This window comes from Hassallia byssoidea VB512170 (genome assembly GCF_000817785.2).
Taxonomy (GTDB): domain Bacteria; phylum Cyanobacteriota; class Cyanobacteriia; order Cyanobacteriales; family Nostocaceae; genus Hassallia; species Hassallia carrinoi.
Genome location: NZ_JTCM02000005.1, coordinates 33,636 through 56,713, shown reverse-complemented (window position 1 = coordinate 56,713; position 23,078 = coordinate 33,636). Strand labels below are relative to the sequence as shown.

Genomic DNA, 23,078 nt, shown 5'->3' with positions numbered 1-23,078 from the left:
ACACACTAGTGGTTTTTTATGCTATGATTATTGTTTTACTACTGATGCGCTGCGTGTTTGGTTGCGGGGCTACATGATTTTGGATACAGCACAGCTATTACTTCTATCGCTTTGATGGGGAAATCTGCTTGCGGGATGACCAAACTCAAAGTTCCATCCTTGCTTGGGATTGTGACTTGACTTGCGCTTGTTGGATATATCTTTTAAGGCTTTCAATCTGCTTGATTTCACTCTCAGTAAGTCGGGTGGGTATTTCTTCATACCACTTGCCATCACTTTTTCGGGTTTGCATCACAGGCGTATCATCAGAGTGTCGCCAAACAGTTAGGATATCCCCATCCTGGCTTGCACTCAATTCCTTACCTCTAATTCGGGGACTATTTGCTGCAAGCATGTACTCAGTGATGACTGAAGATAAGGTAGAAGCGATCTTTTCTTCTTTAGGAAGTGACCCAGTAGAAGCAAGGGTAAGGGAAGCGAGGTGCGGTTGTTGCAACTGTGTAGGGGGATATTCTTCTGTTTCTTTGGACACTTCACTTTCGGTCGTGATGCCCTCTTCTGAAACGTAAGAGTGTGCCAGTGCTAGTTCATCAAGACTAATTATTGGTTGTTCTTCTAGCGAGTGAGAGGGTACAAGGGTTTGGGAAGTTTTAATAGGCTCCTCCCTTTGGGGAAATTTCTTATGTTTCTGTTGATTCTCAACTTTAAAAAGTTCTTTGACTGGGTTTGGCTGTACCACTTCTTCCTGTTGTAACAGAGTCGGCAGTTGTTCCACTATCGCTTCAACTTCAACTGGTGTGGGAGGATTTTGGTTTACTATCGGCTCCAATTGAGACTGTTCTTCCGGTTTTGGTGATTGTACCGAGGTTTGTGGTTTCTTCCTTTTACCTAGTGTCTCCTGCCCTATGCCTTCTTCTACAACTAGTGTAATTATTAAATCTTGGTTTGGAGCCGCACTATCAATACTCAAGGAAGGTAAATGAGTTGTGTTACTATCTGTATTACCACTGCTGCCGCTTGTATTGCTATTGGTTGGTTTGTGGGCAGTATATTCTGGTTCACGCGATGAGGAATTATTGATATAGGCGATCGCTCGCTTGGTGCTAGATTGCAGTATGCTACTATCCCGCCCTTGGTCGTAAGATAGCCCATATTCAGATTGCAGTTTGTTCCAACTGTAGGGTTTGTATACTTGATAACCAGCTATTTTGACATCATTGTGGATGTAGGTAAAGCCGAGTAGCTCGTCTCCCCTCATTTTGGGTAATACCCCAATGTTGTTTTCCTCCAGTCGTTGGATGAAAGTAGATATGGTAGGGCTATCCTTAATCGCGTCCCCTATTGCTTCACGGATAATTTCCTTACTGGTCGGGGTTTTGTGCTTGCTGTTGATTGCCCTTATACTTTTCGAGCGCTTGGGACTGGTGGGAACGGTAATCTCGTACTCTTGTTTTAACCTAGAGGCGACAGCTTCATTCGTTGTTGGTGTTACCTCCAGCCCCAATTGAGCCGCAATGCGTCTGGTTGAAACCTGGGAGTTGAAATAGTCGTAGGAATCATCAACTAAGCTACCATCTAACCGAATCCGGGAGGCAATTATGTGCAAGTGTTCGTGGGATCGGTCATGGTGGCGCACTGCTACAAATTGACTCGTAGCATGGGATGCTTCGTCCTTGGGCAAATACCCCATGTCTCTTAGGAATTCCCTCGCCACATAACTATACTGACTATTGGACAAATGCTCGTGGTAGTCGGGACGGTGTGCGATTGAGATGATGAGGTGGGCGCACTGCCGTTTGACTGCCTTGTTGGTGTATTTAGTACTGAGGAACTGTTCGTTAAAAAAGTGCGGACTTGTTCCCATCATGTTGGTATCAACAATCGCAGCATCCTCCTTCCCCAAGACATACTTGAGTGTGTCGAGAAAATCGGATTTTTTGTAGATGACGGGAATCAAGGAGTAGGGGGTAGGGGGTAGGGAATGTCTAGGTTAAACGCAGCAGCGATGGTTTTATCTACGAGCGCGATCGCATTCTCGACAGTGTTGATAATTTGCTGGTTGTTTGTCTCAACACCGAGGTGCATTAGCAGCATCAGTTCGCTTTTGAGGGTTCCTGCTATCGCACGCACGGTTATCAAATCGGCGGGTGGCTTGGCTACTAGTACCCGCCTCAACCCACACGAGCGCAAGTACTCTGATGCAGTTACCCCCGTCGCGGCGGCTTTCTCCTCGATGGTGGCTTTCTCGTCATCGAACAAGTAAACCTTGATAGACTTAGTTCTGGTGGAGTTATTTACCATGCCTTGTTTAGGTGAGAAAGCAGGGGTAGTTGGGCTATTCGGGGATATTCAGTCCTTACAATTGTTATAACCTATACTAATGCCGTATATCTCCAGTGATGGTACTGCAACTACTACGCTCTACTGCTACAAGTATTGTAACTCAATGCAACCAATGTGTGCTGCGTTTCAATTTACCCACATTAATACTTAAGAAACAGTATTATTTACTGCTTAATATGTAACCGGAGTTTGAAGCGGTTTTATTGTAGTGGGGTGCTTCGCCCGGAGTGCGATCGTACTCTTGGCGCTAGGTACTTTCAAGCGCATAAAGTGCTTTTTTACAGAAGTATCGCATTCTTGGGTAGGTGTGCTTGTGGTTTGCACTACCACCTGATTGCCCTTATTTATAGTTTTTAGCTAACGGTCATTGGTTGGAGAATAATAACCGACCGGGCGGGTTAAAACAACGCAAAACTCAAAATTATCCTTTGCGTGAATGCGAATTTTAGTGGGCGATCGCGCTCTATATGACAATTGTCGTAAATTGTATTATTTAACGAGACGCACAGTAGGAAAATTATTATCAATTAATTATAGTTATTGACAATGGAATGAAGATACTACTGACCCTACTCTCCATACCTTGTTCAAAGAGGTCAGTTAAGCGATTGCAGTCAATGTGCAGCGGAGGTTTGTTCATAACTGCGGGCTAGACACAGAGAGGGCTGTGGGGTTTTTTAGGGTCTGGATGTCACTCTCGCTTTGCTCGTTTTGAGTAGGGGAGTATACCGGGAGTAAGAAGGGAATATACCAGGATTGTAGCAATTTGGTTGAGCCTTGATTTGAATTAAAAGATAAAGTGATATATAAATTGAACTGGCAATTAGATAATTATTCCCTTAGTGAGTAGGGACTACTAGGGGAATTAGGGGGGAATACTGAGGGAATAACCAGGGGCGTACAGCTATAGTAAAACACAATACAACCATTATACTGATAATCTTGAGTTAGTCTATCGACTATTAGAAGATATTCACTCCTATGTTGATAGGGATAGCGAGGATAAATTCTCCTATGCTTCGTGACTATCTTACTCCAAGTCGCATTTAGAAAAGTGACGAGCGAGTGCTGCTAACGGTTGACGGTAGAAAAGTAAGTACGGCGATCGCCCTTTAGGGTACTGCGCTCCGCGCAATCGCCATGTTTAGACTGCCTGCTAAAACTGGATTTCTTCATGCGGAAAGGATTGCTTAAGAGTCTGCCTTACGTAGGGGTAGTTGATACTTTCATGCATTGGATCTGGCAAGGGTGCTTTGTGTAAGTACTGTGTTCTCACTCGTGCAATCGATAAAAAAATTTAAGGGATTTAGGATTTGGGATTGGGACAAGGCGCTTTTTATTTTTGTTTTTAGTTTGATTAATTTGGAATTGGAGGAGTGGGGCATATGCCGAGGAAGAAGGTATTAGAAGAATTTGTGGAATTATCGATAGTTAGGAAGCGTACCTCAACTGAGGGGAGGTTGATTACACACTTGAAGGAGAGTGAGAAAGGGGCATCCGAGATGGTAATGCAGGCAGCTAATGCGTTTTACCTGCCATTTTTCTTGTACTCGGAGGGGGCGCGGGGAGAGGAATTACACTTTGCGCTGAGCGAATCAATTACCCAACTGGAGGCGCAGATAGTCAAGATAAAACGGGCTTTTGGGATGGAGGGGATATCGCAGGTAGTGCTGGTGCAGCCAACATTGGGAGAGAATAGCCCTTGGGGATACTCCAAAGCGCAAATTTCGGGTCACTCGAAAGGTGCGGGTGATTCTACGATTGGTACGGCGGTTATGTCACCCCTAGTAGAATCCGTAGTGGAACAAAAAGAAGAATTACTCCCAGTAGGGGATATTCAAGAGGAAGAGGAAGATGATTTTTTTAATGATGATTCTGATGTGATACCCGAGGGGTTAATAGAGGGAGATGCGGGATTTCAGGTGTAGGAAAGAGGAAATATGTGCTAAAGATATTTTTAAAGATTAATAACGCCAGTTGCGGCAGATTGCGGGAAGTTGTACATTTCTTGTTTACGTTCCTGATGCTTCCGAAATACAGCATCTGTGCCTTTTTTCTTGGTTAAGCAACAGGAATACTATCCCAGTGGTGAACGATAGCACTATCGATTTTCTCTTTTAGTTCAGTATTAATTGAATTTTCAATAATTTGTTTTTCTATCGAGCTTGAAGTTAGATACGCGGCGGCTAGAGCTTTGGGTTTATCTTTGAGGCTGTAGAGTATTTCTATCTTTGCTTTCGCTTTTTGTGTTACATCAAGGTAATATTTTAAGCCTTCATCATATGCTAAATTAAGTAGAGCCAATAAGTCGTGAGCGAATGTTTGATATTGGTAGTATTCGACTTTTAATTTGTAGCAATCGTCCATTTCTTCCTTACTATTAAAAGGTTTATCCTCCTGAAAAATTTCCCACCATCGTTTTAACTGGCAATCAACGCGCTCTCCAAACTCTAGTTGCATCATCTCGACTGTCCATGCTGTAACCTTACCGTTAATTGACTGCGGTTGTCGTAGTAGATAGCGTAAGTATATTTGTTGGTTGTAGTTTATTAACCTGGATTGGTTGTTGAAAACAGCATACTGCGCCCACTCTGGCGGTGCATTGTAGTTATATTTCTCCGTAAATTTTTCTTCTACAACCAACCGGGGTTTCTCTTCCTTGAAAGCCCAAACTATCAACTTGCGATAGTATTTAGCTTGTCTTTTTTGTCCCAATGAGAAGATTTCGCCAAAAGGAGGCAGTTCTTCTGGTTCAATGTCGGAGTTTTCACTTAGAGGAAAGACATATCCGCAATTGGGGCAGATTCTACTTGGTTTGGGGACAATGGCGTGACAATTGGGGCATTCTTTAAACCAATCGTCAAGTTCTTCCGAACGCTTGAAGGTTGGACACAGTGGCGTAGGATATCGATTAGTGGGAAATCCCATCCGGCTGATATTTTCGCAAAAATCAACCAACCAGCAATCTTCCTTACTAGGGTGCAATCGTAACCCTCGACCGCACATTTGTACAAGTAACGCCCTGCTTCGAGTAGGACGTGCCAAAATTACCGCTTCAACGGAGGGTTCATCAAAACCCTCGCAAAGTACGCAAACAGAAGTGATGATTTGAATTTCGCCAGAAGCAAATTTCTCGAAAATCGTAACTCTTTCTTCTTCAGGAGTGTCTGCAACTATGTAAGCTGAAGTGATACCAAGAGCGCTAAATTTAGCAGCCAAATCCTGCGATTGATTCACGCTAGCGCAGAATGCGATCGCCTTCCTTTGGGGACAAAGTTCTAAGTATTTTTCCACAACTTCATCGTTAAGTTGTGGCGTGCATACCCGTTGCATTGATTTTAGGGTATAGTCCCCAAGAGACGAGACATCGAGCTTGCTATAGTCAATTAGTCCGTTATAGCCAAATTGTCTTGCACGACACAGATAACCGGATTCGATTAGTTGTTGGGGATAGGGGGCGCGGGCGATCGCACCAAAGAATTGGCAAAATCCCTCAGTTGTCTTACTACGCCAAGGGGAAGCACTCAACCCAACAAAAAAGCATTTAGATAGTGCCCAGATCCCACCAGAATAGGTATCAAATATTGAGCGACAAATCTTGTAATATGCGCTCGTGTGTGCTTCGTCTACAATTACCAAACCAATATCTGGCGGTAGTTCCCGATGCTGGAGGGTTTGCAGCATTGCTATCTGGACGGGCTTCTCGTAATCTATCGGATAGTCCGCCCAAATGATGCCCGACTCGATTCCAAAATGCTTCAATAAGGTTTTTTGAGTTTGCTTGACCAAGCGTACCCTATGGACGCAGAACAAGACCCGCCGTCCTTTTGATATTGCGTCTGCTATAAACTTGGACGCAATCGCAGTTTTGCCAGCACCAGTAGGGGCATATACAAGTACTGATTTGATGCCGCATCTGTAGTAGTCATAAACCTGAGATCGTACATCAATTTGGTAGTCTCTCAAGCTAAACTTTTTCGCCTCTACTGGTAATAGCATTACTGTGTAAACTTTTTACATAAAGATTAAGTTATGTTTAAGGGTAATGGTATCTATAATGATACTTACAGCAGTACTTTGATGGCAATCTGCCGTATCTGGGTAATTACTGTAGGCAAGTAACTAATAATTTATATTTATAACCTATCAACTAGCGATCGCCTAGATGATCTTGGAGGGTTATTGGTTTGAGTGCGTGATTTTAGTTTGATGACTTCGGCAAGCAGTTTTTTCACGGGTTTGTACAGGTTGTATGAACTCATACCAGTTTTAACCCAACTATTTTGGATAGTAGGGATTCAAGATTGATGGATTTGAGCACTTCGTTCCCCATTTTCTTCGTAGGCGATGCCCTACGGGCATGCCGCTTCGCGGCATCGCACTCTTTAATAAAAAACAAACTCTACCTGAAGTAGGGTTTGTTTAAAGTAGATTGTGGATTTAGTCTTGTGGCGGCGTTATTTCGATGATTCGGAACCGGATTTCGCCCTCATCGGAATACCAGCTTATCGTGGTCTTTTGCTCCCCACTGATGGGGGCTGACTCAATTTGGAAGCAACCAGATTCCAACCAAACACCCCGACTGTCCACAACATTGGGTATGACTTGCCGGAATGCTGGACTGTCGGGACACCTGCCTTCTAGCAAGTTGTAGCGGATACGCCACTCAATTGAATTGAGTACGGATGTTACGAGGGAGTCGGTTGCGCCGTCGAAGAACATAGCCATAAGGTTTTTCTCTCTATATGTGTTTCCTGTAAAAACAGCGTTAGCTGCTGTAAAGAAACTGTTTAATAACGGTGTGCTTATTTCGGTTCGGTTAAATTGGGAACAATAGGAAAGATTAATAAAACTAAAGATATGGCAAAAACTAAAGAGAAAGCAGACTTAAAGAAAATTGCGTTAACGATCGATATGGGTGGCAGTAAGACAAAGGCTATTGTTCAAGAGTATCCAGAAGGGGAGCCTTTTGTCTTGCTCGTGGATTCAGAGGTGGCAGACGTGAGTAAGCCCTCGGTTGAGACTGTTGAAGCAGAAGGGCTACCCGAATCTCGTGCTTGGGTGGGAATAGGCGGAGAATACTACGCGCTGGGAGAGTTAGCACGCCGTCGGTTTGGGGGTATATTGCAGCTAAGAGAGCTTAAGTACGAACTAGCGGTTCCTAAGGTGTGCGGTGCAATTTGGCTGGCAAAGCAGAAGTTGAACCTTGATAACGATGTTGCAGCTTACTTGAGTATCCTGCTGCCGCCTGGGGAAGTGCAAGATAAAGAACAACTACAAACCCGCTTGAAGGATGCATTTCGCTCTTTCGATACGCCAACGGGTAGGATGCGGGTAAAAACGCTGCATTGCAACATAGCTTCAGAAGGAAGTGGTGTGTTTTTCCAACGCAAGAGAGTGTTTGGCGAGAATATGCTGGCTGAGATGTACGTGATGCTTGGTTATCGCAATGCGAGTATTTTCATTGTTCGAGGTGGCTCAAGTGGTGCCGGAACAACCAGTAATTTTGGGATGTCCTGGTTAGTAGATAATTTTGTCTCCAAGGCATCGGGACTAAGCCCTGATAATCCCAACATTGTCGAGGTATTGGTCGAAGCTGGCGCTAGTTGCGACCCCCTGGTGATGCAAAAACTCTCGCGTAAACGCAAACGCGAGGAAATTAAACTTGATGGCGAGCTGATGTCGAAGGCACTATTGCTTGCCAGAAATGAGTATTGGCGTGCTATTGTGAGGTGGCTGCGCTCAAAGATGGATGAAGATATTGAAGAACTAGTATTTTGCGGAGGGACTGCCGATTACATTCGCCCGGAGATAGACGCTTACTTCCAAAAAGAGGGGATTAAAGTGTCTTGGCACGCTGATATTTTTATACCCGATAAGATATCTTCTGGCATGGGTAATCGAATGGCGGATGTTTACGCATTGCACCAACATATGATTACTCAGCTTGATAAGATAACTGGCTATGTGCGTATTCAGGAGGAACAAGCTCGACCTTCGCAGCCTGATAATGTTAGATTGCTGCATAAGTCTCGGAAATTCGTTCCAGATTATACTCCCCGTCAAGCTCCTGAAGGTTTTTTGACTATAGATGATAATGTCTAGGAAAAATCAACCAGCCATCTTGAAAGGCTGGTTACGAATTTGTTAGAAGAAGGTATATTCCTTTTTGAATACGAGGTCGTATTCATTGATTTCATTTTGTTTCCATGTGATGGTTTTTACTTGCCCATCTTCTTCATGCGCAAGGATACCTTTGTCAATATAGTTACTTACCCAATAGTACAATTCTTCCATACTAAGAGTGCATGTATATAACATTATGTTGCGTTTATCTTGTTGCCAAAATAGTTCTTTAATGAGTTTAAAGATTAGCTCCCTTTCTTCAAAAGAAGCTATAACTTGTGGTTGGTACTGCTCCCAACGGGCTAATTCTTCCTCAACTTCATTATTGGATAAGAAATTTATGCATCCTTTTTCACTTGCATCAACTGATAGATGCAAAAGGCTACAATACTGTATTGAAAAAGCAGCACAATTTCCGCAACGAATTTCTTTACTAAAATCGTGTTCGTATTCCTTGCACGCCTGAGTCCATCCTCCTTTACAGTGCGTGGGGTTAACTGTACAACTTAAATTTTGGTTGACTGTAAAGAAACTACATGTAGAGCAATTCATGTTCCTATTTCCCTATATTTAATCGTTAAATAGTGCGTAGCAAGTGGGTTTGGAGGTGATACTAGATAGCGTTAGAACTTACGCATTGACAGAAAGTTGAGCATGTGGATTCAAGCCCACCTTTTGTTGAAGATGTTCCAGAATGAAATCACAAGCAATCAATAATGTCCTAACCTATGTGACGACGGCTATACTTGCTCAGATGTCTGGCAGTTAGACAAAAAATTTCAAATAACTGTCCTATAGATGACCTTGTAGTGACTTAACGCTCTCACACAACCGATGCCCTTAAAGTACCGTCTCAACCAGAGTTTTGCGCTTCTTAGGTACTGTTAGACCGTGTTCGCTTGCTCCAGTAGTCGTGCTACGCATGTGAACCATGTTACCGATTGAGCCAACGTGATAGCTTTCTTGCCAAAAATGGCATGACCCAGTAGCTCTTGATGACAACAACGCGCCGCCGTTGTACTATCCCCAACTCGCGACCCTGCTCCCATTGCACTGACAATGCCTCCAATCGTAAATGCAAAGACAACAGTTGCCAACCAGCTAATCAACGTCTGCTTATGTGGATTGGCTTTAGGGACACGCACAACAGTCCACAATGCTTGTTCGACCTACACTGGCTCATAAGATGGTATGCTATCAGTAAGCGGATCGAGTTGGGCGAGACAATCGCGACGCTCAGGCGAGTTGAACCATCTTTCTAGAGATTCTTGATCGGCAAACCGAAACACATAGCGCCTGTTACCCAGATTATCAGGTTCAACCCTTGGTCGTTCCGAGATAGCCTCTAAAGGTTGCTGATCGCAGAATCAGTTCAGAAATACGCTGCTCGAATAGGTCGCTTCTTTCCCCGGTTTGGGGGGAGCGAGTATGAATATAGGTTGCTCCGAATAGGTCGCGATGCCATAGAAAGGGTTACGGGGGTAAATCATAATACTGAGGAAATGCTGTGGTTATTTATAAAATTGCTACTACATTACCTTCAAGATGGAGTTGTACCTGTGCCAGTTTAAATCATCCCGCACTCTCTGCAACGCCGCAATTCTTGCTACCACGGAGCCGGAACTTGTCACAGTCGGTGCAGCGCTCAGTAGTTTGGTAATCTATAGTCATTCACAATTCCCAATCAAGCGTAAAAGTTTCCTCACCATCAACGGATTCAACTTGGGGGTCAACTGGGGTATGAGTTGACTCATCTACAGTAGGCTGATTTTGTTCTATGGGGGTTGTATGGGTGTTAACTACCGCAGACTGTATTGGTAACACGCCCTGCTTAAACGCAAAGTAGCAATCAACAATAAAGTATAGCGTCTCAAGGTAACTTTTACCCAATCGTTGCGATTCTGCTTTGATGCGATCGCGATAGCTGTCTTTGATTCGGACTTTTTCTGGAGTTTTATCTTGCTGAGAAACCATAATAAATATAATTCGTAATTCGTAATTGCTAAGCTTCGTTGGTAGAAGAAGAGTTGACAATGGTTTTAGCCATTTGCAATAGTCCACAAGAATTAGCCTCTACTGGGTTGTCTAGAATTTCAAACCCGTTCTGCACGAGCAGTTTTTTAAAACCAGGAAGCAAGCAACCGCCACCGATCGCCCAAATGTCATCCCCTTGGTGTTTGGCATCAAGAGCGAGATTGACTGGTTTTTTCAAATAGCTTTCATACCATTCCTTTAAGCAAACACTGTAAACATCTTTGATATCAATATCGCGGCTGTATTTGGTGTGTCCCATTTCTAAACAAAAGCGAATTTTCGATAAGTCCCCAAGCTTACCACCGTTGAGAGGTTTCATCTTCTTGGCAATCTCACCAATGAGAACTTCCACTCCTGCAGCGTAGGGGGTATGGACTTCTCTTTTACCTTGGTTGTAACGAGAATAAAGTGTTGTCCCATTCCCAAAATCTACAACAGTTAACTTTTTGGGGAGTTTTCTCCCCACCAGAGCACCCATACCTTCAGGTACGACTTTGAGAACTTCTACTTTGATATCAGATAGCTTGCCAGCCAATAAAGGTTGATATTCACCATTAAGCACTTTCAGCAAGTCATCAGTTAGAGCCACGTCATGCAAGCTAACAACGAGCTTTAAGTGCCAAGCCTTACGATATGGCAAGTGAGCTAACGCACCCAATAAAGTGATAAGGGCGTTATTTACTTTGTTAATGTTGTTGTCCGTATTCCGTTCAAAGTAGTATCCAGTGCGGAAAGCCGACTCACCAATAGTGTAGGCGTTGCCGTTATAAACCACCCGACCGGGTACATCCTCCATGTCTTCTCGTGAGATGTAACTGGGAATTCTCACCACATCAAAACCATCGACCAACAGTTTGACGCTTCCATAGCCATTATCAAAACCTGCACAAAAAATTTTTTGATTCGCGTGAATGTTCTTCATAGGGGTCAAATGGGGTATAATAACTTTAGATATTAAATATACCCTAAGAATAACCTATATATACCCGGTATAGGGGTTAATTTTCCAAAATTGCGATTAGGGTACGCATAGCCCCCACTCATACCCCATATGCTATTGAACAACTCAATCTACGGTTGTTCTCATAAATTAACATAACTTTGGTGGTAGATTTTGATAACCTTCAGGTTAAAAGAAAAGCAGAAGAACTGCATTGGTGCTTATCATCTGACACAATAAATTTAGTTGCGGCGACTCAACTTTTGAACCGCAGCATGCGATCGCCATTGCAAAAAAAGCTGGTTGGCATCTAAAAATGGCAGGAAAAATTAAAGCAATAGACTCTGAGTTCTTTGAACAAGAGGTTGCCCCACATATTGATGGTGAGATTGCGGGATGACAAAGAGGCTACAATGCTCCATCGATAGGAGTTGTAACACGTACAACTCTCGGAAAATCGGGTAGTTGTTGAGGCTTGAGACGTAGGGTGCGTTACGCGATTGCGCAGAGCGCAGTGCCCAAAGGGCAATCGCACTCTTGTATGCACCTACCTAAAAATCATTAAGCTGACTGTGCATTTGCTATAAATATTGACAAAATGCTGGTGTTATAAATGAAAATGCTTTGGAAAAGAATGCTTTATGAGACGTTGCAGAACTGGCGTTCAACAACTTGAAAAATTCCGCAACAACAGATTGGGAAAATTGTTTACTTCTTTATCTAATTCCAATTAGATGCGTAATATTACCGAACTGGATATGATAAGTGCATCTCTCAAGATTGTTTTAAGGCTATGGACGCATCTACACTTGTGCTTAATAAATTTTTCCGAGTAGGAAATTTGTTTTACAAGTGTAACTGTGCGTTCCTGGTAATAGAACAAGGGCTAACTACTTTTATTTAACTAATTTTTAAACCATTAGATTAAAAATTTGCGGTAAGCGAGAATGTACGAAAATCAATACGATGAGATAGCCACTCCACGAGCGTTTAAACATGCCACTTCCGGTATGATTCGGGGAATGCTTGAAAGGTCATTTGTCGATGTTGCTTTATTTCCTTGTCCTACCTATGGTACAGGAGCAATTTGGGATCTGGGAATTTGTGTAGGCTACTTTGTCTATGCCTTACCAGAACACATTGGCTATTTAAAAAATTGCGAAGATATCTTATCTCAGCTTGGGCATACTTTATCTCGGCTCTATTATACTTCAGATGATTTACGTCCTTATGGGATGGTTCGTGTTGTTTCGGATGTTCGCCTCTTTAATGCTTCCCTGGAATACAAAGCTTACTTCCTTGAATGCTGCTGGACTAAAACAGAAGTAGGAAAACAGTAGTTCTATTCTCTTACTAGTTCTTCTAGTTGAGCAAGTAACAGTGTAATTATTCCGTAAGAATATTTTTTTATCAGCCCTTCGGGCGGCTGTGGCACGCAAGTAAGGCAGAAGGGAAGAAAAAGTTTCAAGGTATGCCCTAATGCTAAAGCCCAAACCGCGTTTAAGATTAAGTAGCCAATATCTTTGATTTGTTGCACAGTGAGATTGGGTGGGGTCTGAATCCCCATCCAATTGCCGTGACTCATAGCTGCCTTCTCCTTCTCCTGCGCGAACGTCGCGAAGGTCGTCGCTGCGCGAACGTACTTCTGCCTTCTGAAATCAATTCAACACAATTAACCCCTAAGAATTACTCATAACTTTTTTCGGTTAATACAAGTGGTAGACAACCAATCAGTGTAGAATAAACTAACGTTAGTTTTGCTTGAGTTCATGAAACTAACGTTAGTTTTACTACTATTAGTAGTAAAACACAGCATTTTGGGCTAAACCTTGCTCAAAATGGAGCAACCTCAACTTTGGGTTATAGGTTCCGATTGACCGGGGAGAGTGGCAAAGTCTCCTAAAACCAGAAAATTAACTAAAAAATCTGACCAATAAGTGGAACATTTTGCCGAAGTTGACTTTTGCTTAAAAAACAGTTATGAAACTCCAATTCATTACGAGAAGTGGGGTTTTTAAGTTGGTCAGAAAAATTTATGATCTAACAATTTTCCACTCAGGTTCACTCACTCCTTACCATAGCCATTGGCTATAGCCAATAAGTCCATGAGTCTTAGGCATCGACCTGAAAAATGCCCAGATGTTGCCTTCTACCCAAAAGGCAGTTAGCGACACAACGAATACTCCAGGAGCCATTTCGATAACTGAATACTGTTGAGCATTTTAATAATTGCTTCCCTCTTAGAAGGTATTTCTATGAAAAAGAAACCTGCTCGAACCCAGGTTCGATTAACAATCGCCAGCAATGCGGGCGGATCGGGTAAAACCACAATGGCAACTCATTTAGCGTATGCTGTTGGTGCCAAAGGGTATAAAGTCACCCTGATAGAACTCGATCAAAATGGGTCATTGTGCATTTTTGCAAGACTTGCACCTGCGTCTATGGAGCAATCTCTTGCTACTGTCCTTAAAAAAACATTTAAAGGGGATTATCCCCTTGTTCCACTTTGGTCTGAACATCTTTCCACAGTAACGGCTATACAAGGTGGTAAATTTTTAGAAGAAAGCATCGGAGAAATATACAACTACAGTCGCCGTCACTACACTTTCAAAGATAAATTGGAAGACTTCCCCTTAAAGAGCGACTTGATTATTTTTGATACTCCTGCCTCTTTAGAGCCAATGGGGTTAATGGCACTAGCAGCAAGCACGCATGTACTGGTTCCCATCAAACCAGAATACAAAGATACGGGAGCTTTCGCGGGCTTTTTGGATTGGTTCTACAGCAAAGTGGATGACTTAAGACTCAAACCCAAACCCGAAATTCTGGGGTTTGTACCTACGCGGGTGGATTTGTACGACGTAGGGGCACACCGGGATATTCTGGGGTTAGACAAAAAAGGGAAACCAAGAACTGACATTGACCCAGCCAAAACTCTCCCCTTCCTGATTCAACAGATGGGTATTCATTGCTTCCCTTACATTAGAGAATCTAATTACCACCTCAAAGCTAGTGGTGCAGGACTACCTCTACACTTGTACCGACCTGGATGTGATGCCAGTGAAGACTTTAACCCAATAGTGGAGCGCCTAATCAAGTTAATGACGGAGGAATTTTAATGGCAAGCAAAAAACCCGTGGATATGACTCAATTATTCGGGCAAGCAGGGCAAACACAGCAAATCCACCAACTTAAAAGTCAGGTAGAGGAACTCGAAGCAGAAATTACACAACTGCGAGCAAATGCATTCAGTTCTGAAGAAAAAACTGCATTAGAGCAACAAATTGAGTCACTCACCAATCAACTAGCTAACCAAGGCGGAATACACGACATTGCGATCGACCTCATCGATCCCGACCCTACTCAACCTAGACAAACTTTCCCAGAATTAATAATTCAAGAACGAGTGGAGAGTCTACGTCGGCAGGGGCAAAAAAACCCAATTGTGCTAATTCCACAACTTGATGGACGGTACAAACTATTTGACGGAGAACTTAGGTGGCGATCAGCTCCATTAGCTGGAATGACAACCCTAAAAGCTGTGTTTCTGCTTAAAGAAGATGCTCAGGACGAAGCAGCAGTGTTTGAAGGTCAACTAGTAACCAGTATTCACTCCGAAAAACTTCATGACCTTGACTTAGCAACTGCTCTGATTCGATTAACCATTCATAAATACCCCAACTTCAAAGACCGAGAAAACGAGATTCCAAAGCTTCTTAATGCTTTCATTAACCGACTAATTCGTAGCAAGACCCTTGAGGAGCTTGCACTGATTAAGGATGCCGACCTGACAACTCAAGAGCAGTGGCTAGAAACGGCTGACTTCAAAGACGAGGAGGAACAAGATATTGTCTCAGTTTTGCTGGGGCTACAACTAAATCCAGTATCCATCAACAACAATATCTTTCCCCTACTCAAACTGGCAGAAGATCTCAAATGTGTCATTCGCTCTGTTGGACTGGAAAGCAGCAAAGCGAGAGAACTCAACAAACTCTCCTCTCTCGCACTGAATGTTGATGAAAATGAAGCTGTGGCAATCCGCACTCAGGTAACTCAGCAAGTTGTTCAAGAGAAACTATCACTCTCGCAGACTAGAACACTAGTCAAGCAAAAGCTTTTGGTGTACAATGCCCCAGATTCCAAAACCAAGCAGGACAAACAGATGGACAAAACCATCAAAACCGTCCAATCGATTGATCCCAAAGAATTGGGGCGAACCCGACTTGCCGAACTGCGCCAAGCCCTTCAAGAAAAGCTACAGGAGGTTGAAACCCTGATTTAGATATGCAGTCGAGTAAGAAGAGTTGACATCAACAGGTATTGTCAGGAAAACTTTTGCTGCTTAAAAAAATAATGCCAGTATGAACGTGTGCGTCCATACTGGCATTATTTTCTGATTTTCAGCTAACTACTATTTTCAAATTGAACACTAACAAAAGGTTCTTTTGCTAGAACGGGATCTCATCAGCTTGGTCTTTGTTTTCGTCTGCTACACTGTCATCTACTTCTACTAACTCCTTGGCGAAATCAGGAGTTTCAGGCTTTTGAACCTTAGGGTTGAACCTTTCGGATGGATTAGCTGAAGAAGGTGCAAATTGTCTTATGACGAATGTGGCAATTTTTTCCTTGTATGTTCCTCTGTCGTCTGTTTGTAAATCTATAAATCCTATTGCCGTTCCCAGAGTGGCTTCTCCAAGTTCGTTGATGATAACAGCAGGTGCACCTTTACTGCGATAAGGGATTTCGTCTGCTGTAGGTCCTTCTTTAGACCGATAGTGGAATTCCATGACTCCAAACACTATTAAACTTCCAGAGGAGTCGTGAGTTTGGTTGATTGTTTTGATGGTTGTGGTGCAAATGCTGTTAATCATAATTTTGACCTATGTAGATAAATGATGTTTGTTGCCCCAGGCGACCACATTCGCCTGGGGGTTGCTTTTGTTAAAAATTGGCGTTAGCAATCGCTGTTTCGGTGTTGCTGGGTTGTTCTTCTTTGCGTCCTCCCAGTAGTTCAATGGCATTGACTGTAATTACCGGTCGTTGTCTTGTGACGCCGGAGTTTCTATCAGCCCAGCGGTCGAACCCAAACTCGCCTGTAATCGCAATTTGAGTTCCTTTGCGAACGTAATTTCCAATAATTTCTGCTTGATTACCCCATGCGACTAAATCGAACCAGAGGGCTTGTTCGCTTCTGTAGGGAGGTCTGACAGCGAGGCTGATGCTTGCTTTTACCGCGCCCGACTCGAAATACTTCAGTTCGGGATCTTGTCCGCATCTGCCAACTAGCATGACCATGTTGAGGAAGTTGCTCATAGGAGTACTTGTTAATGTTTCCGCTCTTATTTGCGTAAGCATGAGTCTTCCTTCTGTGGTTATTAACTGATTATGTGTAATTTTTACTTTGACGTAAGCCACATCTGTAGGGGAGTTTGGTGTGCAGATGCGGACTCTCAAACGGAAGTGTTTACTTAATTAGGATGGTATTTCTTCCCTGGTTGCTTTTCCTTCTAGTTTTGCTGCTAACTTTTGTTTCCCCATCCTTTTATAGTTGCGTATTTTGTGGATTTCCCCCAGATGTTGTAATTGCTCGATTTCTAGGTTATCTAAATCTTCTTTTGTAAGCAGTCTTGGTACTTCTTGAGATGGTGTACCACCTATGATTGTTGCTATATCGACTGTTGGTTGACGCTTAAGGATAATTATTCGTTGATTGTTTGTTCCTTTTTTTACAATTACTATTGCACCATGTTGCCTAAGCAGGCTAGAAATTTTATCTAGTTGATTAAACTGTATAGAGATAGTATTCATGTGTGTAATATTTGTGACTTTTTGTTTCAAGTGCTTGGCACTTGATGTGGTTTGTATTTCTATGGGCATTTTGATGATATCTAATGCCTAAATAGTGATTATTGGAGAAGTTTATGACTAAACTGGAACGTCGGTTGCGGCGGAATATGGCTGTCTGTAAGCTAACCTTGCTTGCTCTTATGTGGTTGCAGCAGGATGAAGACAGTTATCTGCGATCTCAGGGTGAGATGCCCGCTTTGCCCGCTGATTATAGTAGCCATCTAGAAGTAACAAATGAGGCTTGGTTAGAAAATACCGATGGAATTGGGATTCGTCATTTTGGAGATATATCTAATACCCAGAGAATTGGTGTGCTACGAGAAGTCCTCGATTTATTGCTTACTCAACCTTTTGGGCAATTACCTACTTGCGTGCATGATGCGGCTTATTTTTCTTTGAGTGCGATCGCCCTCATTGCGGTTGAAAAAGAACTAAGTGGGCAACCGATAAATAAGGGTAACGAGTATTTTGCCCGTCAGCTTGTACTTGAATGTTTACAGGACTTGGCAGATCCTTATATATTGATGGGACATCCCTATTTAGACTATCCCTTGAGTTTGGATGAGGTAAGGTGTTTGTTGCCACCTCATATCAAAGATGAACTAGAGATTTCCTTACAGCAATATATTGCTGCTGAACCGGATTTAGTGGAACTAATAGCAGCGGGAAAAACTGATTGTCCGGGATACTACTTTAAAGATTTTTTTGAAAAATCAACTTGGAAAGATAACTTAAATTCAGAAGCTGTGGCGGCGCTACAGCAAAAGTACGGTCGGCATCATTCAGAGGTAGCAGTCGATATATTGGAAAAAGATGGCAAACGTTGGGGAATGACGCTTGTTTATTTAAGAAGAGAGTTGGGAGCAAATACTTTATTTACTATTTCGGATAGTGATTTAACTTTATCTGAAACAGAATTACTGGATATGGAATCGAGTAATATCTATGAAGATGAGGGTATTCCCACTGGCTATTTTCGTATTAAGCTACATTTTACTAAATGGTCAGACCGCTTGTTGTTACTTCCTTCTTTAGTACAGATGATTGTATTTTACTTCCTTACTGGGAAAAATAACAATAGTCACTTAGAGGCTTTGATGAGTGTTCCGATGCAAGTTACTAGGATTACTACTGGCTTCCCAATTAACATGAGTGTTGCTGCTTATAAAAGTGGGTATTACATGACGCTTAATTGTATTGAAGAGTGGGAGGTTGGTAGCAATTGGCTGTTTAAAACTTTTTCCTCTTTACGTTCCTACTACGAACGTGGTTGTCAGGATTGCCACAACCACTAATTATATAGCAGGTTAATAGGCTAACCTGTTACTAGAAGATAAAAAAGGGTTTAGTCTTTTTTGAAAAAAAACTTGCAATAGGCTTCGTTATTTTGTACCCATTGCTTACGAAATCCATTATTGACAGTATCCTGGGCGTGATGATTTAATCAACTCTCCACCGAATGGGTTTGGTGGAGAGTTGATTAAAGCCCATCCTTTTGAAAACTGTCTATTACGTCAGTTCCTTATTGCCGGATGTGGTAGAGTTTGCTTGTGAGACGCGATCGCTTGGGAATTAAGAACTGGCTGCATTGAATAAAGCTTAAAGGCAACTATTTGCTTTGCTTGTTCTTTGTTACTCAAACAATGTTAATTGCCGTGCAATATTTGTGGTCTGAGATTCGTTTGTAGTTAACTTTTCAGGTGATTTATGCCTTTTTCCCCATCCTTGTTTAGCGGCATGGCTGACTACACGAGACCGAATATCGGCTGCTAGAGACTTATAGTTATGCTGGATTTGTTTATAATTGATAGGCGACGTACCTATCTTTGCCCAGAGGTTTTCATAATCGTAATTGGGGAATGGTTTGTGCTTGACTAGTGTTGTGTGAGATGCCCAAAAATAGACATTTACCCAATCAGAATGCAAAGGTGCTTCAAGACTAATAGGCATCATGACGGTAAGTACCTCGCTGGGTGTTGCAAGTTCTCCAATACTGCCTTTTTCTATTTCCTCTAGTACTGTGTCTAGCCTATCAATGGTAACTGCTTTATATACCCACTGGGGAATGCATGATTGCCAGCAGTTAGTTGAAGTAATTACAGGACCGGCGATATATTGAACTAGCTGTTTATCGACTTCGGCTATTTCTAATAAACTGGCAGTAGCTGCTGAATTTATTTCTAATTCAGCTACCATTAGTCTTAATAGCTTCTGAGTTGATTGACTGAGTAAAGTTGATTTATTACCGCAAATTTTTTCAACCTCAAATAGAGTAAGATTTTTATTTGAATCTGAATAACCTTTTTTTCTTTTTGTCATCTTCCGTCACTTAAAATAGTTTAGATTGTAGGTTTTTAGGAATTGTTTATCCTAAAAACCCAATGCATGATTAAGGTATCAACGCTGTATCCCAAACAGCACGAGTTTGCACTTGCTGTAGTAGCTTTTGCTTTGATAAATGCAGTTTTGCTCTTTTTTCTTGCCAAAGGTACTGCAAATACTCGATTAGCCATAGCTGGGTAGGAAATTCTAGAGAAGAGATTTCATTACTGAGGCTGATGGCTGTGGTAATGCTTCTGGGCGGTGTTTGGAGACGGTTGACAATAGAAGGTATAGATTGCAGATATTTGATATGCTTTATTGCTACACCTGGGCTACCATTGACGAGTGCTATTATCTCCTGGCTGACTTGTTTGTACTCTGGCAATGAATCCAGAACTTTTGCTACTTCATCTGGTGTTAGACGTGTAAATGGGACAACAAACGAGCGGCTTGTAATAGTGGCGCTTATCTTATCTGGATGAGACGAAATGAGAATGAAGACGCAATTAGACGATTCTTCTAGGGTTTTGAGTAGTGCGTTTGAGCTTTTTTCTTGTAGTGTTTCTGCTTCATGGAGGATTACCACCTTGCGTTTGGCGGCGACAGCAGTAGTGCTGGTAAATTTGATGATAGTTCGTACTTCTTCAATACGAATAGATGCTGGCGTATGGAAGGTTTTTCCTTCTGGGGGATAACTTGGTTTTATCACCAATACATCTGGATGATTGGTAATATTTTCGTCCTCTACTAATGCAGCGGTAAAGGCAAAAGCTGTTTTTGCTTTTCCTATACCATCAATATTGCTCCAAAAGAGGTAGACTGGAGCAATTTTGTTACTGGAAATTGCATTTTTTAAGATTACTTTGGCAGTATGCTGTCCAATGATGCTATTAAAAGTGGGGTTTTTCATAATTCTTAAATGCTGCAAATTTTGATAATTTGTGCTTCAAGGTTATTTATTCCTTGTTTTAGTTCATGTTCTATAGAGCAAATAAACTCTAGGCTTTGCTTGAGTTTTTCAACGCTAGCAAACTGTATTTCTGCTTTGAGGAAATATAGTCTTTTGGGATTTTTTAAGTTAGCCAGCCTAACTATTTCTTCATCCTTGAGTTTTTCTATCATCCCAGCTTTGACAATTAGCCAAGTGCGGAAGCAACTGTACAGTGTAGCTGCAATTATAAGGGGATGTTCGTTACTTAACATTGAATTGCTGAGTAACTCCAGGGCAACTTTTACCTTTCCTGTAAGACAAGCATGAGCAAGTTCTATGCATTTAGAGGTGTTGTTGTTAACAAGTGGGATTATTGTTTCCTTATTTAAAATTTCTCCGGCTGCATAGATTGATAGCTTTTTCAACTCGCTATCAAGTCGTGTTGTATTGTTGGCAATAGCCTCAACTAAATAATCTATTGCATTTGACGTAAGTGATAGTTTGTATGAAGAAACACTGTGATTGATAAGATTCCTAATTTCCTTTTTATTCCAACTGGGAATGAGAGGAAATTCCTCTATATTTCCGTATTTGGAAAGTAGTTTTATTGCTTTGCCTCTACAGTCTATTTTAGTAGAAGTGACTAATAAGACGTTTCCATTTGTAGTACTAATAGCTTTTAAATTTTCTTCCATAAACTGAATGATTTCATCTGCACAGTTGTTGAATATTGACGCTTGGTTTATGTGAACTACTTTTGCTCCCTCTCCAAAAGGGATAGTGCGGATTTCAGTGATGGCGTCTGCAATAGTATCTTGATTAGTAGAATTTAACTTGATATAGTTGAATGTGCGCCATTGAGGATGAGTATGTTCCTCGACGATTTGGTTGATTCTATTGTTTAAGGATACGGTATCCTCGCCACTTAGTATATGTATTAGCATCGCTTGTTTAATTAACAGAACTTCGATTTGAAATTGTGTTAGCGATGAGTGGTGATTTAAATTGGGACGATTATCCACTTACCAGTTTATGTGGTAACTGGTAAATGAGAGCGAGTGCAATCTAGTAGCATTCGGAATACTATTTCTCCTTTTGGATTGATAACTTCTAATTGGTTATCTAGTTTAATTATGATTTGCCATTCTTTGCGTTCCATCCACTGGATATAGTTTCGGGTAAGTGGTGTTATGCTTTGGTTAAACTTTGAAAGGGCGGGTAGGAACAATATTGGTAGTCTTTCTTTTTCTAATTAGAAGGCGTAAACCAAAAGGGTGGGATAAAAAAACAATACCCAGACAAATCAGGGTACTGTTCTTTTGACATTACAAACTATCTACTGCTAGAAAAGCTTGAAAATGTTCTTCAATTCGGTTTTTAATTCTTTGGCTGCAACTGCCGCGCCACAATGCAGTTTTTTCACCTCCGACGCAGGTTAACATACAACTGAAGCCATTTCCCTGGTAAATTAGAGGTAGTAATATTTCTCCTCTAGCTGTTTGCCTCGGTCTTATGTCTATGCCGAAGCTTCTTAGAATGCGTTCTAGTTTATTTAAATTTTTGATTTGTGAAGGCATAAAACCTGTTCCCCTATTATTTATAGGAGTTGCGCGTAGCGTCGGTAATATAGCCTTTGGGCGCTTTTGAACCATTTTGAATGGCTTTTTTTAGTGCTTGAGAGACTGCCACAAACTGAAAAATAGTCGGTGGCAATCCAATTTATTTATTTTTGGTAGTGTGGCTTTCTACTGGTAGGTGCTTAAATATTTGCGCCAAGAGTCTAGCTGTTGTAGATACTCTAAAACGCAAGTTGGTCCCGCTACTTGATAAAGTGATATGGCAGTCTCAGATTCTTTTAGGCTTGCTTTCTTCTCTTTGAGGATTTTGATGATGGCTGCTGGAAGTTTAACTTCTTGAACTGTGTTCAAGTCCGGATGTGAGATTGTCTCTAGCAGCAGTTCCTGTTCTGATAGGGCTACTCCTCCCTCCTGAAGGTTTATGGCGTTGAGTTGGGCGGTAATTCCCGATAAAGGAAGAGTTTGCTGGACAAACTTCTTAACTTTTTTAGCGGTTTTGGCTTTTTGTTTGGGTTTGACAATGACAGGGTTAGTCGGCTCCATAACCCTGTAAAATTGAGGAAGTTCCAAGCAGAGTTGACCAGTTAAGCGGTAAGATACCGTTTGTTTCTCCGGTGGGGTAATGCGGTACGAGAATTCTGCCGTTTTCCTGACGTCTCCAAACTTTCGTAGTTTGACTCGTATTTGATAGGATATTCTTCCTCGTATATGGGTGTGCTCATCTAGTATCACCGGGTTTGTGTTTTCCCACCACTCGATTTCAACTACGCGATCGCCATCCAAACTGTCGTAGATATTTCTAACTCTAGCGTTTGGATGGGACGAAACGAACGAGTTTACCCAAGCTCGCTGTTTTTTGTTGAGCCTGGGCTTACGATCTGATGATTTATTTTTCATTTAATTGTCTTTACATTAATGAGTAATAACCCCACCAATCAGTTAATTAATGATTGATAGG

The 23,078-nt window shown here is 41.9% G+C and carries 23 protein-coding genes and 1 pseudogene; 7 read left to right on the top strand and 17 right to left on the bottom strand.

Features of this window, described 5'->3' with window-relative positions:
• Nucleotides 1-145: 145 nt before the first annotated feature.
• Nucleotides 146-1,903, bottom strand: coding sequence for a relaxase/mobilization nuclease domain-containing protein (locus PI95_RS03950; protein WP_236116918.1), 1,758 nt, complete (start codon nucleotides 1,901-1,903; stop codon nucleotides 146-148).
• Between the two features lie 50 nt (nucleotides 1,904-1,953).
• The gene (locus PI95_RS03945; protein ID WP_039744606.1) at nucleotides 1,954-2,301 is read right to left on the bottom strand and encodes a plasmid mobilization protein; all 348 of its coding nucleotides are present in this window, start codon (nucleotides 2,299-2,301) and stop codon (nucleotides 1,954-1,956) included.
• A 1,427-nt stretch (nucleotides 2,302-3,728) separates the two neighbouring features.
• Between PI95_RS03945 and PI95_RS03940 the strand changes: the two genes are divergently transcribed.
• The gene (locus PI95_RS03940; RefSeq protein WP_039744604.1) at nucleotides 3,729-4,271 is read left to right on the top strand and encodes a hypothetical protein; all 543 of its coding nucleotides are present in this window, start codon (nucleotides 3,729-3,731) and stop codon (nucleotides 4,269-4,271) included.
• Nucleotides 4,272-4,404: 133 nt separating this feature from the next.
• On the opposite strand, the gene PI95_RS03935 is transcribed toward PI95_RS03940, so the two are convergent.
• Both PI95_RS03935 and PI95_RS03930 read right to left on the bottom strand, forming a co-directional pair.
• Nucleotides 4,405-6,342, bottom strand: a complete 1,938-nt coding sequence (locus tag PI95_RS03935) for a DEAD/DEAH box helicase (protein WP_039744602.1) — start codon at nucleotides 6,340-6,342, stop codon at nucleotides 4,405-4,407.
• Between the two features lie 441 nt (nucleotides 6,343-6,783).
• Nucleotides 6,784-7,071 (bottom strand): hypothetical protein, encoded by a 288-nt coding sequence (locus PI95_RS03930; RefSeq protein WP_039744600.1) that lies wholly within the window; start codon nucleotides 7,069-7,071, stop codon nucleotides 6,784-6,786.
• 132 nt (nucleotides 7,072-7,203) lie between these two features.
• On the opposite strand from PI95_RS03930, the gene PI95_RS03925 reads away from it, so the two are divergent.
• Complete coding sequence (locus PI95_RS03925) at nucleotides 7,204-8,448, top strand: ParM/StbA family protein (protein ID WP_039744597.1); 1,245 nt, start codon at nucleotides 7,204-7,206, stop codon at nucleotides 8,446-8,448.
• 42 nt (nucleotides 8,449-8,490) lie between these two features.
• Here the strand turns inward: PI95_RS03925 and PI95_RS03920 are convergent, their stop codons facing one another.
• The 3 genes from PI95_RS03920 to PI95_RS03910 all read right to left on the bottom strand — a co-directional run bounded on the left by PI95_RS03920 (nucleotide 8,491) and on the right by PI95_RS03910 (nucleotide 11,425).
• Nucleotides 8,491-9,021 (bottom strand): hypothetical protein, encoded by a 531-nt coding sequence (locus tag PI95_RS03920; RefSeq protein ID WP_039744595.1) that lies wholly within the window; start codon nucleotides 9,019-9,021, stop codon nucleotides 8,491-8,493.
• A 1,119-nt stretch (nucleotides 9,022-10,140) separates the two neighbouring features.
• A complete protein-coding gene (locus tag PI95_RS03915) occupies nucleotides 10,141-10,443 on the bottom strand; it encodes a hypothetical protein (protein ID WP_039744593.1) in 303 nt (100 codons plus the stop codon).
• A gap of 28 nt (nucleotides 10,444-10,471) precedes the next feature.
• On the bottom strand, nucleotides 10,472-11,425 hold the full coding sequence (locus PI95_RS03910; protein WP_039744591.1) for a ParM/StbA family protein: 954 nt from the start codon (nucleotides 11,423-11,425) through the stop codon (nucleotides 10,472-10,474).
• 286 nt (nucleotides 11,426-11,711) lie between these two features.
• On the opposite strand from PI95_RS03910, the pseudogene PI95_RS35540 reads away from it, so the two are divergent.
• A pseudogene (locus tag PI95_RS35540) lies at nucleotides 11,712-11,831 on the top strand (glycosyltransferase family 4 protein); the annotation flags it as partial.
• A 559-nt stretch (nucleotides 11,832-12,390) separates the two neighbouring features.
• Nucleotides 12,391-12,783 (top strand): hypothetical protein, encoded by a 393-nt coding sequence (locus tag PI95_RS03900; RefSeq protein ID WP_039744589.1) that lies wholly within the window; start codon nucleotides 12,391-12,393, stop codon nucleotides 12,781-12,783.
• 2 nt (nucleotides 12,784-12,785) lie between these two features.
• Here PI95_RS03900 and PI95_RS03895 read toward each other — a convergent pair whose 3' ends face one another.
• Nucleotides 12,786-13,028 carry a hypothetical protein gene (locus PI95_RS03895; RefSeq protein WP_163518589.1) on the bottom strand — a complete coding sequence of 81 codons (243 nt, stop codon included), beginning with the start codon at nucleotides 13,026-13,028 and terminating at the stop codon, nucleotides 12,786-12,788.
• A gap of 670 nt (nucleotides 13,029-13,698) precedes the next feature.
• On the opposite strand from PI95_RS03895, the gene PI95_RS03890 reads away from it, so the two are divergent.
• Both PI95_RS03890 and PI95_RS03885 read left to right on the top strand, forming a co-directional pair.
• Nucleotides 13,699-14,562, top strand: coding sequence for a ParA family protein (locus tag PI95_RS03890; RefSeq protein WP_039744585.1), 864 nt, complete (start codon nucleotides 13,699-13,701; stop codon nucleotides 14,560-14,562).
• Nucleotides 14,562-15,725: a ParB/RepB/Spo0J family partition protein gene (locus PI95_RS03885; RefSeq protein WP_039744582.1), complete on the top strand. Its 1,164-nt coding sequence runs from the start codon at nucleotides 14,562-14,564 to the stop codon at nucleotides 15,723-15,725. Before PI95_RS03890 ends, PI95_RS03885 begins: the two co-directional genes overlap by 1 nt.
• 166 nt (nucleotides 15,726-15,891) lie before the next feature.
• Here the strand turns inward: PI95_RS03885 and PI95_RS03880 are convergent, their stop codons facing one another.
• The 3 genes from PI95_RS03880 to PI95_RS03870 form a co-directional block, all read right to left on the bottom strand.
• Entirely contained in the window at nucleotides 15,892-16,314 is a 423-nt protein-coding gene (locus PI95_RS03880) for a hypothetical protein (RefSeq protein ID WP_039744580.1), read from the bottom strand.
• A 70-nt stretch (nucleotides 16,315-16,384) separates the two neighbouring features.
• Nucleotides 16,385-16,798, bottom strand: coding sequence for a single-stranded DNA-binding protein (gene ssb / locus PI95_RS03875; RefSeq protein WP_236116917.1), 414 nt, complete (start codon nucleotides 16,796-16,798; stop codon nucleotides 16,385-16,387).
• A gap of 117 nt (nucleotides 16,799-16,915) precedes the next feature.
• Entirely contained in the window at nucleotides 16,916-17,320 is a 405-nt protein-coding gene (locus tag PI95_RS03870) for a hypothetical protein (RefSeq protein ID WP_039744579.1), read from the bottom strand.
• A gap of 44 nt (nucleotides 17,321-17,364) precedes the next feature.
• Between PI95_RS03870 and PI95_RS03865 the strand changes: the two genes are divergently transcribed.
• Nucleotides 17,365-18,585, top strand: a complete 1,221-nt coding sequence (locus PI95_RS03865) for a hypothetical protein (protein ID WP_039744578.1) — start codon at nucleotides 17,365-17,367, stop codon at nucleotides 18,583-18,585.
• A 219-nt stretch (nucleotides 18,586-18,804) separates the two neighbouring features.
• Here the strand turns inward: PI95_RS03865 and PI95_RS36640 are convergent, their stop codons facing one another.
• The 6 genes from PI95_RS36640 to PI95_RS03840 all read right to left on the bottom strand — a co-directional run bounded on the left by PI95_RS36640 (nucleotide 18,805) and on the right by PI95_RS03840 (nucleotide 23,017).
• Nucleotides 18,805-18,930, bottom strand: a complete 126-nt coding sequence (locus PI95_RS36640; RefSeq protein ID WP_268896635.1) for a hypothetical protein — start codon at nucleotides 18,928-18,930, stop codon at nucleotides 18,805-18,807.
• Nucleotides 18,923-19,609, bottom strand: a complete 687-nt coding sequence (locus tag PI95_RS03860) for a hypothetical protein (protein WP_039744575.1) — start codon at nucleotides 19,607-19,609, stop codon at nucleotides 18,923-18,925. Before PI95_RS03860 ends, PI95_RS36640 begins: the two co-directional genes overlap by 8 nt.
• Nucleotides 19,610-19,679: 70 nt before the next feature.
• Nucleotides 19,680-20,522 (bottom strand): DNA polymerase III delta subunit-related protein, encoded by an 843-nt coding sequence (locus PI95_RS03855; protein ID WP_039744572.1) that lies wholly within the window; start codon nucleotides 20,520-20,522, stop codon nucleotides 19,680-19,682.
• Between the two features lie 5 nt (nucleotides 20,523-20,527).
• Complete coding sequence (gene holA / locus PI95_RS03850; RefSeq protein WP_163518587.1) at nucleotides 20,528-21,565, bottom strand: DNA polymerase III subunit delta; 1,038 nt, start codon at nucleotides 21,563-21,565, stop codon at nucleotides 20,528-20,530.
• Between the two features lie 303 nt (nucleotides 21,566-21,868).
• On the bottom strand, nucleotides 21,869-22,120 hold the full coding sequence (locus tag PI95_RS03845; protein ID WP_163518585.1) for a hypothetical protein: 252 nt from the start codon (nucleotides 22,118-22,120) through the stop codon (nucleotides 21,869-21,871).
• A gap of 168 nt (nucleotides 22,121-22,288) precedes the next feature.
• Nucleotides 22,289-23,017, bottom strand: a complete 729-nt coding sequence (locus PI95_RS03840; RefSeq protein ID WP_236116916.1) for a hypothetical protein — start codon at nucleotides 23,015-23,017, stop codon at nucleotides 22,289-22,291.
• Between the last annotated feature and the right edge of the window lie 61 nt (nucleotides 23,018-23,078).